Raw genomic sequence first — 13,305 nt, 5'->3', positions numbered from 1 at the left:
GAACTAGCCATATATCCTTCGTTATAGTTCGTGTTGAAGGCTGATTCATCGAGGCTGATGTTGTGCCAGAGTTCCTTTCAAAACCGCAACATTCACCTGTTGCTCTAGTTGATGCCATGACTCATCAAGAGGAAAGTGCTGCTGGACTATCTTAGCCAATTGCGCTTTGCCGATCTCGTCCAATGGCAGCTCAGTGCCATTGGTAAATTCAAGCCAACTCAGTACATAGAGTTGATCATCCAAATTATCGATATGACAAATTGCCAGCAAAGCCAAGTTGATTAATCCGGCCTCTGCATAAACTTTAGCTATTTCGACCAATGAACTGTTGGATTTCCGACTTTCAGCCATCTTCAGTAGTTCAGGTGGAAGCAAGGCAATAGCAGCATAACCCTTGGCAAGATCATTGAATAGCATGCTTGGTCTATTCCGGGTGTGCTTGAGCAGACCCAGAACATAGTCCAGGCGAGCTTTGGCTTTTTCGAAATCACCATGTCGCGTATAGCCATTCGCCACACGTAACCACGCCTGCATATGCCGCTCTGGGTAGAAATCAACCCAGGCTGCCACACGCTCAGCCTTCACAAAATCATTGGCATCAGCATAGATATCGATAAGCTCAAGGGCATTATTTGCATTGCTCATCCCAGCTTTCTTAGCCGATAACAGCAGCAGCTGGGATTTGTGGAAATCCCCCATCCGAGCGTAAGCAACTGCAAACTCGCTCTCTTTTTCCAGGGCAACATAATGCGGCTCGCCAACGCCACCTAAGAAGATAGCCTCAGAGTTGAAGCGCTGACTAATGCGCTCTGCTTGTTCGATCAAGCCCTCGCTAAGCAATGCATCTACAATCTCCCAGCCACATTCAGCCATTTTGTGATAATTGGCTTCAAACATGATATCCAACCCTTGGTTATACATCTCGGCTGCAAGCTCGTACCGCCCTGCCTTAAGGTATCGTCTTGCGAAGCTGAACAGAGAATATGCTCTGTCAATCGGCTGAGGCTCGTTGCTAAGGAATTGCATAACATACTTAACGTAAACACCGCTGACATCATGCTCGGCTAACTCAAGCAACAACTCTTGCTGCTCGTAGGTACTGACGGGAACAACTAGTCTGTAGGCATCTAAAGACGCCTGCGGGTTACCGGCAATTAAGTTCCCTAATGCAAGTATGCTATTGATGTGATTACGGTGCTGCTCATTCAGCTCGGGCTGCGCCAGTATCAAAGTCGGTCCAGGCTCTACCAGATGCAGGAGCCCTTTTTCGGCCATATCTTTTGCCCACAAGCCCCACTTCCATGTGTACCGTTCAGGCGCACCAACCATTCCCGTAAGCTCAGGTAATTGATTCTGAAACTGCGGCAGCTCCTGCATCCTGCGGACTACCTCAACCCTCAGTTCCGCTGGTTCAAGCTGCGCCGCCAGCTTCAAACTTATGGCCGCAAGGCTCTGGTCTAAACCTTTATGGCTAAGTAGAAAAGCCAAGCGCTCGCGATCATCTCCTTGCAGTTGTTCTAACCTGGCAAATGCTTTTTTCAGCACCTCGACTGCCAGCTCAGACTGACCGTATCTAACGTACGCTTCCACCAACAGTCTTGCTTCGGCCGCATAGCGCAGTGCATGGAAAGGCTGTTGCTGGCGACAGTGCTTTAATAGCGTCATCAACTCTGACAACTGTTGCGACTGTTCCGAGCTCAGCTCTTGGCTGGTTGCCGCTGCCAACCACCGAGCTGAAATTTGACAGTATTCTGGAAGAGGCTTTTGATTGAACTGTTTCAGATACAGCAGTAAAACCGCATCAAAGGCAGAGGATTCTGCAATCGCACGCTGTCTGAGAGTTTTACCAATAGACAACCACTGGGACTGGCTAACATCGGGAAAAGAACTTTGCTCGGCAAACTGCACGCCGCCTTTCGTTGTTAAAAGCATGCCTTGTAAAGACTGATACTGACGATAAGCCGCTGTATAGCTATCAGCTTGACTGACCAGCACCTGGACCATCTTAGAAGGGGTTTCCTTATCCTCCTCTGCGGCACAGGTACCAAAGCAACAAACGACGATTCCAGCCAAAAACAATCGATACATACCACTTCTCTGTGTGAAAGCTCAGCTTCGCTATCTTAACTACGAAGTTCCGCTAGCACATTGCGATATGTCTATTATCCACCGCTCAGCTGTTGAGACTCTATTCACCTGTTTTTAGTGCTAAGTGAACTCGTTCAACCTAACTTGCCAGAGTCATTCGAAATAAAAGCGTTCCAGTGCATCTGGTGCACGTGGGGATGGTTTTGTAAAAACCAGGCCGTTTTTTTTCAGAACAACACAGTTTGCTGATAGCGAAGGACACAGTTGGCATTTTGCGAACAGCGGCATTGAGATAAAGATCCATTTGCCCTAACTTGCGCCCAGACATTCGTTGTTTTTGCATCAAGACATAATCAAACCTCATGAATGACGCAGCTTCTGCACCTCAGTCCCCATTACCCACAAACACAGTGGAAACCAACGATGCACCACCGATCTGGTTGAGGTTTTTGACCGCCATTTTGATGTTCATCTATTTCGAGATGGGCTATTTCTGGGCTAAAAAACACGCAGCAGGCACGGTCATTTATGACTTTGCCACGCCGCTGGACCAATGGCTGCCGCAGATCCCGTTATTCATCATCTTTTATATGCTCGGGTATCTGTTTGTTTTTTCACCCTGTTTTACTCTGAAGAAAAAGGCAGAGTTTTACTGGGGAACCGCCTGCTTTTTCCTGATTCTGACTATCAGTTTCGCCATTTTTAAACTGTTTCCGGTTGCGATGGATAAAACCATTGCCATGGGTACCGATGGCCTGTCGACACTCACCCGGTTCCAGCAAGAGAATGACACTAAGTACAACAACTTCCCCAGTTTGCATGTATCGCTGAATCTGTTTGCGTTTCTGGTGTTTGCGCGGCATCACCGCACCTTCTTCTGGCAGATGCTGCCGATACCCTGCCTGATTATTGCTTCGACCGTATTAGTGAAACAGCATCTGGTGTTGGATTTAGTCGGCGGTGTTATGATGGCCCTAAGCGCCTATGCGCTATTCCTTACCCTGCTTAAGCGGCAACTGTTTAACTCGCTGTATGCCTACCTTGGCTGTATCGCCATTGTGTTAACCATCATTGTGATCAACCACGATCGGTTGGAGAAGATCTGGCGGATCGTGAAAAAATTCAGCGCCAAAACTCTGGAGTCTGTACCTGCCTGGGCATTTGGCCTGACGCTGTTTGTGTTGCTTGCATGGTGGCTGGCAATGCGCTTCCTGTTCGCCAAGAAAAACACAGCCTCATAGGTTTTGTTACAGTTATCTGGCTGCGGATAGATTGACCAAATTGAGGCTATGCCACTAAGTTATTCATAGCGATGACTTTTTGGGAAGCCTCTTTTGTCTGCGACACAAGCCTCTGAAGCAACGACCGTTTCTATCGATTCGACTACTTCCGAAGAGAGTGGTGTTTCTAACCGGACTCATGTTTCGCACCAAGCTCATATTTCAAATCAGACTCATATTTCAAAAATATTAGCGGGCCCGATATTACGACGCGCTGAGTCTGAGCGTTTGGTATTGTGGCTTGTCGTCTGCGACAAGCCCGAATCACTGACGCTGACAATTTTGCCAACGTCTCACGCCACGCAGAGCTATACCCTAACACCGGATTTACCGAGCCTAACGGTAGTTACCGCGTCCCCCAAGTTGCATTACCTGCTGATCGATTTAACCGTTGAAAACCCGCTGCCAAAGGATGAATGGATCGGTTACAACATCGAGTTTAAATGGGCTGCACCAGCGGTCGAGGATTCAGCAAACAGTGATAGCGCCTCGTTACTGACGGACTGTGTGCCTCACCTCTGTTATCCAGGCAAATCCACACCCGGCTTTCAGCTGTCCAATACCATTGATTCACTGCTTCATGGCTCCTGCCGCAAGCCACACCATGACGGTTTCGACGGCTTGGTGGCGGCCGATGCTTTGCTGAGTCGTTATCTGGAAGCTGAGTCAGAAACAGCAGAACAAGCACCACCCGAAAAACAGTCGCTAAAGAAAAATAACGATGAATCAGCTGTCGCCTGGCCGGCACTGTTGATGATGTCTGGCGATCAGATTTATGCCGATGATGTGGCGGGGCCGCTGTTGCACGCCATTCACCAGCTCAGAAACGCTCTGGAGATGCCTTGTGAGTCGATGGAGCGTCTTGAGCTGGAAGGCGTTGAAGATGACGCCGCGTTAGTCAGCCACCCCTGCAGTTATTATCAGCGCAACAAGCTGCTACCGGCCACCACGAGAAACCGCAGTCTGCTAGAGATGCTGTTTGGTGGTGTGAAGAAGCCGATATTTACCAGCGACAATGCCCACAATCACCTGATCAGTCTGTCTGAATATCTGATGATGTATCTGTTGGTATGGTCACCGACGCCCTGGAAATTAGTCACGCTGGCGGCACCCAACAATTTCAGCCCCGAGCTAAAACAGGCCTATCAGGATGAACTGGCAACCATAGAAGCCTTTGCATCAGAACTCGAACGCGTCAGCCGCGTGTTTGCCCACCTGCCGACGGCCATGATCTTCGACGATCATGATATCTCAGACGACTGGAACCTGAACCGAGAGTGGGAGGAAGCGGTCTACAACCATCCGTTTTCGCGCCGCATGATCGGCAACGGTTTGATCGCCTATCTGTTGAATCAAGCCTGGGGCAATCTGCCTGAGGCGTTTTCCGAAGAATTATTGGCACAGGTACAGGCTGGCTTGGCCGATCCTGGCGGCGCCAACCACGATGAGTTAGTTGAAACCGTTCTGGAGTTTGAGGGCTGGGATTTTCAGTGGCCGACAGAGCCGCCTTTGGTGGCACTGGATACCCGCACCCGGCGTTGGCGCTCGGAAAGCTCTGAAGTTAAGCCCTCAGGACTTATAGACTGGGAGGCGTTGACCGATCTGCAACGTCAGTTGCGGGGCAAAAATGCGGTATTGCTGGTTTCTGCTGCGCCTATTTTTGGGGTGAAGCTGATTGAAGTGATCCAACGTATTTTCACCTTTTTTGGAAAACCTCTGTTAGTGGATGCCGAAAACTGGATGGCCCATCCAGGAACCTCAAACGGCATCCTGAACGTATTTAGGCACCGTAAAACGCCACAGCATTTTGTGGTGCTGTCGGGCGATGTTCACTACTCCTTTGTCTACGATGTTGAGCTGAGGGGGCGCAGCGGTGGCCCGGAGATCTGGCAGATCTGCAGCAGTGGCCTGCTCAATACTTTCCCGGAATCCCTTATCGATAAGCTGGACCGGCTTAATCGCTGGCTATATGCCCCTACCTCCCCTTTGAACTGGTTTACCAGCCGCAGACAGATGCGCATTACCCCGCGTAAACCTGTGGGTGCGCCCTCTGGTCGAAGGTTGTTAAATGCCAGTGGCATCGGATTGGTAGAGCTGGACGAAAGTGGTCGGCCATGGCGGATCAGGCAACTGATAGCTGAGGATAAAGCAGTGGTATTTGAGCGGCGTGAACAGGAAGCCAATTGGCACTAAGTGAAGACTTATAGGCACTCTAATTTTCAGAAAGATTATCGCCGCGGCTTTCTGCCAGCTTGCGAACACCCAGAAGTTTCAGTAGCAGGTTGCGCCCTGCCCGCATCGCTGGGTAACAGAATCGGGCCATAAACTTAGAGCTGAATAGGATGTAATTGAGTCGGTTGAAAAAGCCGCTTTTAGAGCCAATCATGGCCATGATATTAAGTGCGTCCGCACCGTGATAGATGTTGTCATCCAGCATCACCACCATGCCTTCATCCAGGTCATAGCCTTGGGCTAACACATAATCAACAAGGGGATCGGGATCGCGGGCAGATAAGGTTGTAAGTCCGCCAAACTGGCGTGAGACTTGGACCGCTTGAGAGTAACGACGACAAACAGGACAGTCACCGTCGTAAATCAGCACGACATTGCCTTTGTTACGCTGCTCACCCATACCGCCTCCTCGACTACCGGGTTCTGCGCCCGATTAGTCTGTTGTTAACGCTCGGTAGAATAGACCTTTATAACCAGTGCTGGTTCCTTTCATACGGTGGAAACAAACCGATGGTCAATACCATCTAACTTACGCTTGTCACCACAGGAAACATTAGAAGCACACCAACTACTGAGAGAAGGCCAAGTAATATCAGGTTGAACAAGTTGGTGTCTGTTTTCCGGCGCATTCGCTTGCGGTTAAACATCATGGAGAACAGGCTGAGACCGCAGCAGAACCACAGGGATATGAAGATCATATCGCTAAGCCTTGGCAGCCACTCTTCTCGGACTTCTATGCCGTGATAACGCACCAGGCCTGTATTCATTTCCGGTCGGGCGTACTGAACCATCACCAGAACGGCAATAAAGGTCAACCAGCCGGCTAGTGATAACCAACCGACCATTCTTGCCCAAATGTCCGGGCCTTTGCGTCTTTCCTTGAATGGCTTAGCTTCTGTTTCCACGAAAAACTTCTAACACACCAGTAAACAAAATCCGCGACATATTACATGGTGTTAGACAACCGATACGATGACCTTTCTAACAAAGTTCATAAAATTTTTGGTTATGACTTTGAAGCAGCAAAGAATTTGAGCATCAATTGACCAATGTCATGCCCATGATGTGGTGCTCCCACCGAGGCACATGCTTTTTGATAGTTGGCCTCACCTACCCGTTCTCGGCGCAATGTCATCAACGCCTTGAGGTAGTCACCGGTAAATTCTGGATGGCCTTGAAAACTGAGCAGATGGTTTTCGATTCTAAACCCGGCATTGGGGCAAAACGCATTGCCAGCCAATAGCTGGGCATTAGCTGGCAGCGCGAGGACCTGATCTTGGTGGCTGGCAATTAACACCAGGTCCGTTTGCTCACGTTTGGCAGGAGAAAAGCCTAATTCAGCCAGCCAACCAGCGGCTGCTTTCGGCACCTGATAATGATTAATACCCACGCCCCAGCCGTTTGCCGCTCTATCAACTTTACCTCCTGCCACGAGTGCCAGTAATTGATGGCCAAAACAGATCCCTGCGGTCGGTATTTTGGCTTCCAGCAAATCAACAGCATAGTCTCGAAGTTGCTGAACCCAGGCTTCGTCTGAGAATGCATCAGCCTTGCTGCCAGTGACCAACACACCGTCAAAGCAATCCAGTGATTCAGGGTAAACGCCACTAACTACATCAAAGCGCTGGGTTTGCAGGATAAAGTCTTCGCCGAACAGTTGTGGCGTTCTTTCTAAAACAGCAGCAAACAGCTGTTCAAACATGCGGCCATAACTCTGGTAGATGTCGACCAATTCCGGGTAGAGGTGGTCTGCATCCAGAATGGCAATTCGTAGCAGTTTTTCAGGCAAGTAGACATCCTCACTTTACGAACCTTGTCTGGGGATATTGATATCATGGAATCGGAAAAACGTCCCGAATCTCCGCTGAAGTTGCGAAAACTAGGCCCAATATCTTGCCCAGCCGCAATAAAGCCCTCTCCTACGCATGAAACCTCTTGAGTTGTGATCCCACCTAGGTAACATAGTGCGTTCGAAAAAATTTAAAACGCTGACAACACTGGAGTACCTGTTCAATGGCGCACGCGTCCATCGTAGATGTCCTTAAAGGCAAATTTCCGGTCGGCTCAGAAATCGTTGTAAAAGGCTGGGTTCGTACCCGCCGCGATTCCAAGGCTGGCATCTCATTTATCGCCCTGCATGATGGTTCATGCTTCGACACGCTTCAGGCGGTAGTGCCCAATAATTTGGACAATTATGAAGAGCAAGTACTTAAGCTGACTGCGGGCTGCAGTTTGGCGATCACCGGCGAAGTGGTTGAGTCTCCGGCCAAAGGCCAGGATTTCGAACTGAACGCCACCGGTGTTGAAGTACTGGGTTGGGTTGAAGATCCTGATAGCTACCCAATGGCAGCGAAGCGTCACAGCATCGAGTATCTGCGTGAGCACGCACATCTGCGTCCTCGTACCAACGTAATGGGTGCAGTTACCCGTGTTCGCAACTGTCTGGCTCAAGCGATTCATCGCTTCTTCCACGAAAACGGTTACAACTGGATCGCGACACCGATTATCACGGCTTCTGACTGTGAAGGTGCGGGTGAAATGTTCCGCGTATCTACACTGGATATGGAAAACCTGCCGCGCACAGACAAAGGTGATGTGGACTACGACCAGGACTTCTTCGGTAAAGAAGCTTTCCTGACCGTATCTGGCCAGTTGAACGCGGAAACCTATGCGTGTGCCATGTCTAAGGTATACACCTTTGGCCCAACGTTCCGCGCAGAAAACTCAAACACCAGCCGTCACCTGGCGGAGTTCTGGATGGTTGAACCAGAAGTTGCATTTGCTGATCTGGATGATGTCGCCAAACTGTCCGAAGACATGCTCAAGTACGTGTTTAAAGCTGTACTGGAAGAGCGTATGGATGATCTTAACTTCTTCGACCAGCGCATCAGCAAAGGCACCGTTGAGCGCCTGACCAAACTGGCAGAAGCCGACTTCGTGCAGGTTGACTACACCGACGCCATCGAGATCCTGGAAAACTGCGGCAAGAAGTTCGAATTCCCAGTTTCCTGGGGTATCGATATGTCGTCTGAGCACGAGCGTTATCTGGCAGAAGAGCACTTCAACGCCCCTGTGATCGTGAAGAACTATCCGAAGGAGATTAAAGCCTTCTATATGCGTCTGAACGACGACGGCAAAACTGTGGCGGCGATGGATGTTCTGGCCCCAGGCATTGGTGAGATCATCGGTGGCAGCCAGCGTGAAGAGCGCCTGGATGTTCTGGATGCCCGCATCAACGAGATGGAAGACCAGAATCCAGAAGATTACAGCTGGTATCGCGACCTGCGCCGTTATGGCACCGTGCCTCACGCAGGTTTCGGTCTGGGCTTCGAACGCCTGGTGGCGTATGTGACCGGCATGGGCAACGTCCGCGACGTTATCGCCTTCCCGCGCACACCAAGAAGCGCAAACTACTAAGCACAATCGGCTGAGTATCAGGCGTCCCAAGGGACGCCTTTTTTGTACCATTCTCTGACCAACGACTGAGCACCGATATCTATGTTGAAGATACGCAGCTTCTCTCCTGATGATTTTCCCAGAGTTCAGGCCATCTACGCCCAGGGTATCGCCACCGGAAACGCCACTTTTCAAACCAAAGCAAAAACCTGGCAAGAGTGGGATAACGGCTTACGGCCTGACTGCAGACTGATAGCAGAGATTGATGGCGCAATTGTGGGTTGGGCAGCCCTCTCTCCAGTTTCCAGTCGCAGCGTCTATGCTGGGGTGGCCGAAGTCAGCATTTATATTGATTCCAGTTATGGTGGCCGTGGGATCGGTATGCAATTGTTGGCCGAGTTGGTAGCGGCATCGGAGCAGCATGGCATATGGACGCTGCAAGCGGGTATTTTTCCTGAAAACCAAGCCAGCATCGCGATTCATCACAAAAACGGTTTTAAACAACTTGGTGTGCGAGAGAAACTCGGCCAAATGAATGGAAAGTGGCGCGATGTGGTGCTGATGGAACGACGCAGTAAAGTGGTGGGTGTGAGTTAAACCATACGTAGGTATCTCAAGCAATTAAATGAGGGAGTTTTTGGGATGACAGATTTCACGCAGGCAGATTGGATATTTGAACCGAAAAACCATGAGGTGAACCAGGACCGCGTTGTGATTGTCACCGATCCTGAGACCGATTTCTGGCAGCGCTCCTACTATGGTTTCAGAAACGACAACGCACCGGGTCTGTTGCTGGAAACCAGCGAGAATTTCAGTTTTACAGTTAAGGTTGCCTTCCAATACCAGGCACAATTCGACCAGTGCGGCGTGTTGGTTTATCTCGACAGTGACAACTGGTTCAAGGCTTCTATCGAATATGAGAACGACCACTTTTCTCGACTGGGCAGTGTGGTTACTAATTTGGGTTACTCAGACTGGGCCACCACAGACATCGAACTCCCCGACGCCATATGGTATCGGCTTAGCCGCAGAGGGCCTGACTTCCTTATCGAATCATCGTTAGACGGTGTTAACTTTAAGCAGATGCGGATCTTTCACCTGCATAAACTAGGCGAGACCACCCCACAGATGGGCAGGTGCGCCCCACCGATGGCGACCTCAACCCCAGTGCGCTTCGGATTGTATGCCTGCAGCCCACTGAACTCCTCATTTAAAGCAGAGTTTACCGAGATGCAGTTAGGGCCGTCGGTGTGGCAGGCGCATACTGCTGAGTAGCCAAGCCCCCAGAGAAGAGTGTCATGTTCAAATACAGAGTCTTTTTCTTTAATTCCGGCGGCTACCGAGACAACGAAATCATCTCAACGCCTTTTGAAATTATCGAGCGCGACCATCGCTTGGTCGTTATCGACAATGCCAGAGAGATAGGCAAGGAGATTGGTGGCGCAGAGATGGTAGAGCAGATGATTAATGACACGCGGGGATGGCAAGAAGCAAACACAGCAGTCAGAGTTGAAAAAGTTTCTCTCGACCACCCTGATGAGAGCTAACTAAATTTGACATTAACCTCTGATATTCACGCTGTTGCACCAAAAAATGACATAAAACATCTTAAACTCCACCTTATCCCCTGCTTATCATAAGGTTTAAGCTGTCGAGATTACTTACAAATATTTTTTCATTTTATTAACCCACCTTCTATAATTCCCGCCTACAAAGGGTTTGCAGCTTAGGCTTGATTATTGCTAAAGCCCAAGCAGTAAAATTCCGATTCTTCTTCTAAGGAAAGATGATGCCTTCGTATTTTAAACATTTAGGTGCCGCGCTTGTATTCGGATTCTCTATCAACGCACAAGCTATGCCACTATCTGACTACAATCTGATACTGCTAGAGAACTACAACTTCCAAGGCGGCGATGTAGAAGGCAAAACCTTCATCGGTGGCGACCTGAACGCTGGCGGTTATGCCGCAGACTTTGGTTCACGCGCACCAAGTGGTGAAGACTCTTTATCAGTGGTTGGCGATATCAACGCCTCCAACCTCAATATCCAAAATGGTAATCTCGTCTACGGCTCCGCATTGAACGTTGGTAACGTGAATATGAATGGTGGTGGTACCATTCGCCATGATCCAACATTAAGTATCACCGGCGTAGTCAACGAGCTGATCGACACCAGTTTTTCTTATTCAAACATGTCAGCAAACGGCTTCTATGACGCCTTCAGTAGCACGTTAACGTATACAGGTAACGATGCCGTCGCAGTTTTCGATGTGGCTGCGACAGAGGTGTTTGCTCAAAACACTAGCCTGCGTCTTGATTCCGGTAATGCAGACACTGTCATCATCAACCTATCCGGGGTAGATATCACAGCCGCTGGTGGCGTAAATCTGGTTGATGGTTTTCACCATCAAGATATAGGCGCAGAGAATATTCTTTGGAATTTCTACGAAGCCGAGGCAATCGACTTTAACAACCTGGCGATGTTTGGTTCAGTCTTGGCGACCTTTGCCGATATCACTGGCGGCGCGGTATTTGATGGTGCGGTTGCCGCCAGGTCATACACGGGTGGCCGCGAGTTCCATAACTTCCTGTTTAATCCACCCACAGTAGATGTGAACGAACCGGTCACGCTGGGTCTATTTGGGCTAGGCCTTCTGGTGATGGGTTTACGCCGCAAAGCTCGCAGCTAACAGTAATCGCAATCTGCTCAAAAAAGCCGGGGAATTCCCCGGCTTTTTTTTGTAATTCATGCAGCTATAAGCTGACCTCACCCGCCACCAATGCATTGCCTGCAACGTCAGTCAGTTGATATTGATGCTCGCCTAGCTGTTGCGAGCCTGTTACATCCTCGACATCAGCGTCCAATGCGAGTAGCAGAACCTCACTCGGAAGTGGCACAGGACGTTCAAAGCTCGCCGAGATCCGTTCGATCGATTTACCTGTGGCCGATTGGATTAACTCGAAACTTCTGACAAAAGAGCCAAAACCATGCAGCACTTTGCCTTTCAGTGGTGAGCGCTTAGCGACAGCTTCAATCCAGTGAATCGGGTTAAGGTCGCCCGTCAGCAGACCAAATTGCCAACCATCATTCGATGAAGCTGACCACTGGCCAAGGTCCTTGAAATGAACCGCTTCCAGCGCTTCAACTGACTTACGACTATCGGTTTGCTTGTTTTTGTTACGGCGCTTAAGCAGAAACAACAACTGCAACTCGACTTCAACGGCTTTGGCCTGGCCCTGATAACCAATCGTCAGCCTGCAGCTGAGCTTGGCGCGATAGCCGTCGTCATCAACCTCTGCTACCTCTGAAGTTACAAACAGTGCCTGTCCGCGGGGGATATCAGCAAATACCCGCATAGTGCAGCCACGATTAATCACCCTGTGCAGCCGATAACGACTTTGTTCCAGAATCGGCAACAAACTCGGCAGGGCAAACTGTGTAAACAAATGGGGTGGGATCGTTTGCTGATACTGTTCTTCACTGGCACCACACCATTTGCAGTAATGCGCTATCAGGCTATCGCTGGGCGGCGGCAATACACGCTCAATACGCGGCCATTGCTCCGGATTCGCTTTAGGCCGCTGACTATCAAACAGACTGCGCCACGCAATTTTGGCCAACGTTTTCAGCATCGGCCCCTGTTGCAGCAATAGCGAGGCAGGCACAGACATCAGAGATGTTTTCCTTTGTTCCAACCGTCAACCACCAACAGCTGCTCACCCGAGGCGATAGCGCCCTCTTCCAGCGTGGTCGCCATGCTGTCGTTCCAGCGGTTAAGGTAGCCAAATAGTGCAATTACCCCCATGATCTCGACGATCTCAGCTTCATCCCAATGCGCTTTCATACGTGTTTGGATCTCTTCATCGACAGCGTTTGGCACCGCTGATGCAGCAACGGCCAGATCAAGAGCAGCGCGCTCTGCGTCGCTAAAAGCGGGATGAGTACGGTATTCCCAAACATTTTCCAACTGAGCCTGCTCTGCACCATATCGCTCTGCAGCTCGAATAGTATGCGCCTGGCAATATCGGCAACCGGTTGCCTGACTGGAAACATAAGCGATCAAGCGTTTCAGCGCACTAGTCACCCTGCCCTGGTTTTCCATCACTGCCATATTCAGTTGAATAAAGGCTTTAGCGATCGCCGGACGGCGCTGCATGGTAAGCACGCTGTTGGGACAGAATCCCAGTGTTTCATTGAAGAACTCAGCCAGGGCTTTCACTTCATCATTGGCATCTTCGGCAAGTGGTGTCACAAATGGCATAGCGGTTCCTTTTTATTTTTTGTTATCTATATTATTTAGTCGTCCAAC

13 protein-coding genes are annotated in these 13,305 nt (G+C 49.9%); 7 read left to right on the top strand and 6 right to left on the bottom strand.

Annotation, left to right across the window (positions count from 1 at the left end):
• Positions 1–45 precede the first annotated feature (45 nt).
• On the bottom strand, positions 46–2,088 hold the full coding sequence (locus ABEA14_RS00420) for a tetratricopeptide repeat protein (protein WP_345337752.1): 2,043 nt from the start codon (positions 2,086–2,088) through the stop codon (positions 46–48).
• Positions 2,089–2,450: 362 nt separating this feature from the next.
• Between ABEA14_RS00420 and ABEA14_RS00415 the strand changes: the two genes are divergently transcribed.
• Together ABEA14_RS00415 and ABEA14_RS00410 are read left to right on the top strand one after the other, a co-directional pair.
• On the top strand, positions 2,451–3,329 hold the full coding sequence (locus tag ABEA14_RS00415) for a phosphatase PAP2 family protein (RefSeq protein ID WP_345337751.1): 879 nt from the start codon (positions 2,451–2,453) through the stop codon (positions 3,327–3,329).
• A 93-nt stretch (positions 3,330–3,422) separates the two neighbouring features.
• Positions 3,423–5,561, top strand: a complete 2,139-nt coding sequence (locus tag ABEA14_RS00410) for a metallophosphoesterase family protein (protein ID WP_345337750.1) — start codon at positions 3,423–3,425, stop codon at positions 5,559–5,561.
• Between the two features lie 19 nt (positions 5,562–5,580).
• Here ABEA14_RS00410 and ABEA14_RS00405 read toward each other — a convergent pair whose 3' ends face one another.
• From ABEA14_RS00405 to ABEA14_RS00395, 3 genes are all read right to left on the bottom strand, one after another.
• Positions 5,581–6,000: a DCC1-like thiol-disulfide oxidoreductase family protein gene (locus ABEA14_RS00405; RefSeq protein ID WP_345337749.1), complete on the bottom strand. Its 420-nt coding sequence runs from the start codon at positions 5,998–6,000 to the stop codon at positions 5,581–5,583.
• A gap of 124 nt (positions 6,001–6,124) precedes the next feature.
• Positions 6,125–6,505, bottom strand: coding sequence for a hypothetical protein (locus tag ABEA14_RS00400; protein ID WP_345337748.1), 381 nt, complete (start codon positions 6,503–6,505; stop codon positions 6,125–6,127).
• Between the two features lie 101 nt (positions 6,506–6,606).
• Positions 6,607–7,389 (bottom strand): glutamine amidotransferase-related protein, encoded by a 783-nt coding sequence (locus ABEA14_RS00395; protein ID WP_345337747.1) that lies wholly within the window; start codon positions 7,387–7,389, stop codon positions 6,607–6,609.
• Positions 7,390–7,613: 224 nt separating this feature from the next.
• On the opposite strand from ABEA14_RS00395, the gene asnS reads away from it, so the two are divergent.
• The 5 genes from asnS (at position 7,614) to ABEA14_RS00370 (ending at position 11,685) form a co-directional block, all read left to right on the top strand.
• A complete protein-coding gene (gene asnS, locus ABEA14_RS00390; RefSeq protein WP_345337746.1) occupies positions 7,614–9,017 on the top strand; it encodes an asparagine--tRNA ligase in 1,404 nt (467 codons plus the stop codon).
• A gap of 81 nt (positions 9,018–9,098) precedes the next feature.
• Entirely contained in the window at positions 9,099–9,593 is a 495-nt protein-coding gene (locus ABEA14_RS00385) for a GNAT family N-acetyltransferase (RefSeq protein ID WP_345337745.1), read from the top strand.
• Between the two features lie 45 nt (positions 9,594–9,638).
• A complete protein-coding gene (locus ABEA14_RS00380; protein WP_345337743.1) occupies positions 9,639–10,271 on the top strand; it encodes a DUF1349 domain-containing protein in 633 nt (210 codons plus the stop codon).
• Positions 10,272–10,294: 23 nt separating this feature from the next.
• Positions 10,295–10,543 (top strand): hypothetical protein, encoded by a 249-nt coding sequence (locus ABEA14_RS00375; RefSeq protein ID WP_345337742.1) that lies wholly within the window; start codon positions 10,295–10,297, stop codon positions 10,541–10,543.
• A 242-nt stretch (positions 10,544–10,785) separates the two neighbouring features.
• Complete coding sequence (locus ABEA14_RS00370) at positions 10,786–11,685, top strand: choice-of-anchor A family protein (RefSeq protein ID WP_345337741.1); 900 nt, start codon at positions 10,786–10,788, stop codon at positions 11,683–11,685.
• Between the two features lie 64 nt (positions 11,686–11,749).
• Here the strand turns inward: ABEA14_RS00370 and ABEA14_RS00365 are convergent, their stop codons facing one another.
• A complete protein-coding gene (locus ABEA14_RS00365; RefSeq protein ID WP_345337740.1) occupies positions 11,750–12,667 on the bottom strand; it encodes a MaoC/PaaZ C-terminal domain-containing protein in 918 nt (305 codons plus the stop codon).
• Positions 12,667–13,257: a carboxymuconolactone decarboxylase family protein gene (locus ABEA14_RS00360; protein ID WP_345337738.1), complete on the bottom strand. Its 591-nt coding sequence runs from the start codon at positions 13,255–13,257 to the stop codon at positions 12,667–12,669. The genes ABEA14_RS00365 and ABEA14_RS00360 overlap by 1 nt, the downstream gene beginning before the upstream one ends.
• Positions 13,258–13,305: the final 48 nt, after the last annotated feature.

It is taken from the genome of Corallincola platygyrae, from assembly GCF_039544265.1.
In the GTDB taxonomy this organism is placed as follows: domain Bacteria; phylum Pseudomonadota; class Gammaproteobacteria; order Enterobacterales; family Neiellaceae; genus Corallincola; species Corallincola platygyrae.
Note: the sequence above shows the minus strand (reverse complement) of the source record. Positions and strands in the feature narration are given on the sequence as shown.

What these genes read in the sequence shown, in the direction of transcription:
- ABEA14_RS00415 (WP_345337751.1), top strand. Translation starts at nt 2,451, where the DNA reads ATGAATGACGCAGCTTCTGCACCTCAGTCCCCATTACCCACAAACACA.
- ABEA14_RS00360 (WP_345337738.1), bottom strand. Translation starts at nt 13,257, where the DNA reads ATGCCATTTGTGACACCACTTGCCGAAGATGCCAATGATGAAGTGAAA.
- ABEA14_RS00380 (WP_345337743.1), top strand. Translation starts at nt 9,639, where the DNA reads ATGACAGATTTCACGCAGGCAGATTGGATATTTGAACCGAAAAACCAT.
- ABEA14_RS00375 (WP_345337742.1), top strand. Translation starts at nt 10,295, where the DNA reads ATGTTCAAATACAGAGTCTTTTTCTTTAATTCCGGCGGCTACCGAGAC.
- ABEA14_RS00420 (WP_345337752.1), bottom strand. Translation starts at nt 2,088, where the DNA reads ATGTATCGATTGTTTTTGGCTGGAATCGTCGTTTGTTGCTTTGGTACC.
- ABEA14_RS00385 (WP_345337745.1), top strand. Translation starts at nt 9,099, where the DNA reads ATGTTGAAGATACGCAGCTTCTCTCCTGATGATTTTCCCAGAGTTCAG.
- asnS (WP_345337746.1), top strand. Translation starts at nt 7,614, where the DNA reads ATGGCGCACGCGTCCATCGTAGATGTCCTTAAAGGCAAATTTCCGGTC.
- ABEA14_RS00405 (WP_345337749.1), bottom strand. Translation starts at nt 6,000, where the DNA reads ATGGGTGAGCAGCGTAACAAAGGCAATGTCGTGCTGATTTACGACGGT.
- ABEA14_RS00365 (WP_345337740.1), bottom strand. Translation starts at nt 12,667, where the DNA reads ATGTCTGTGCCTGCCTCGCTATTGCTGCAACAGGGGCCGATGCTGAAA.
- ABEA14_RS00370 (WP_345337741.1), top strand. Translation starts at nt 10,786, where the DNA reads ATGCCTTCGTATTTTAAACATTTAGGTGCCGCGCTTGTATTCGGATTC.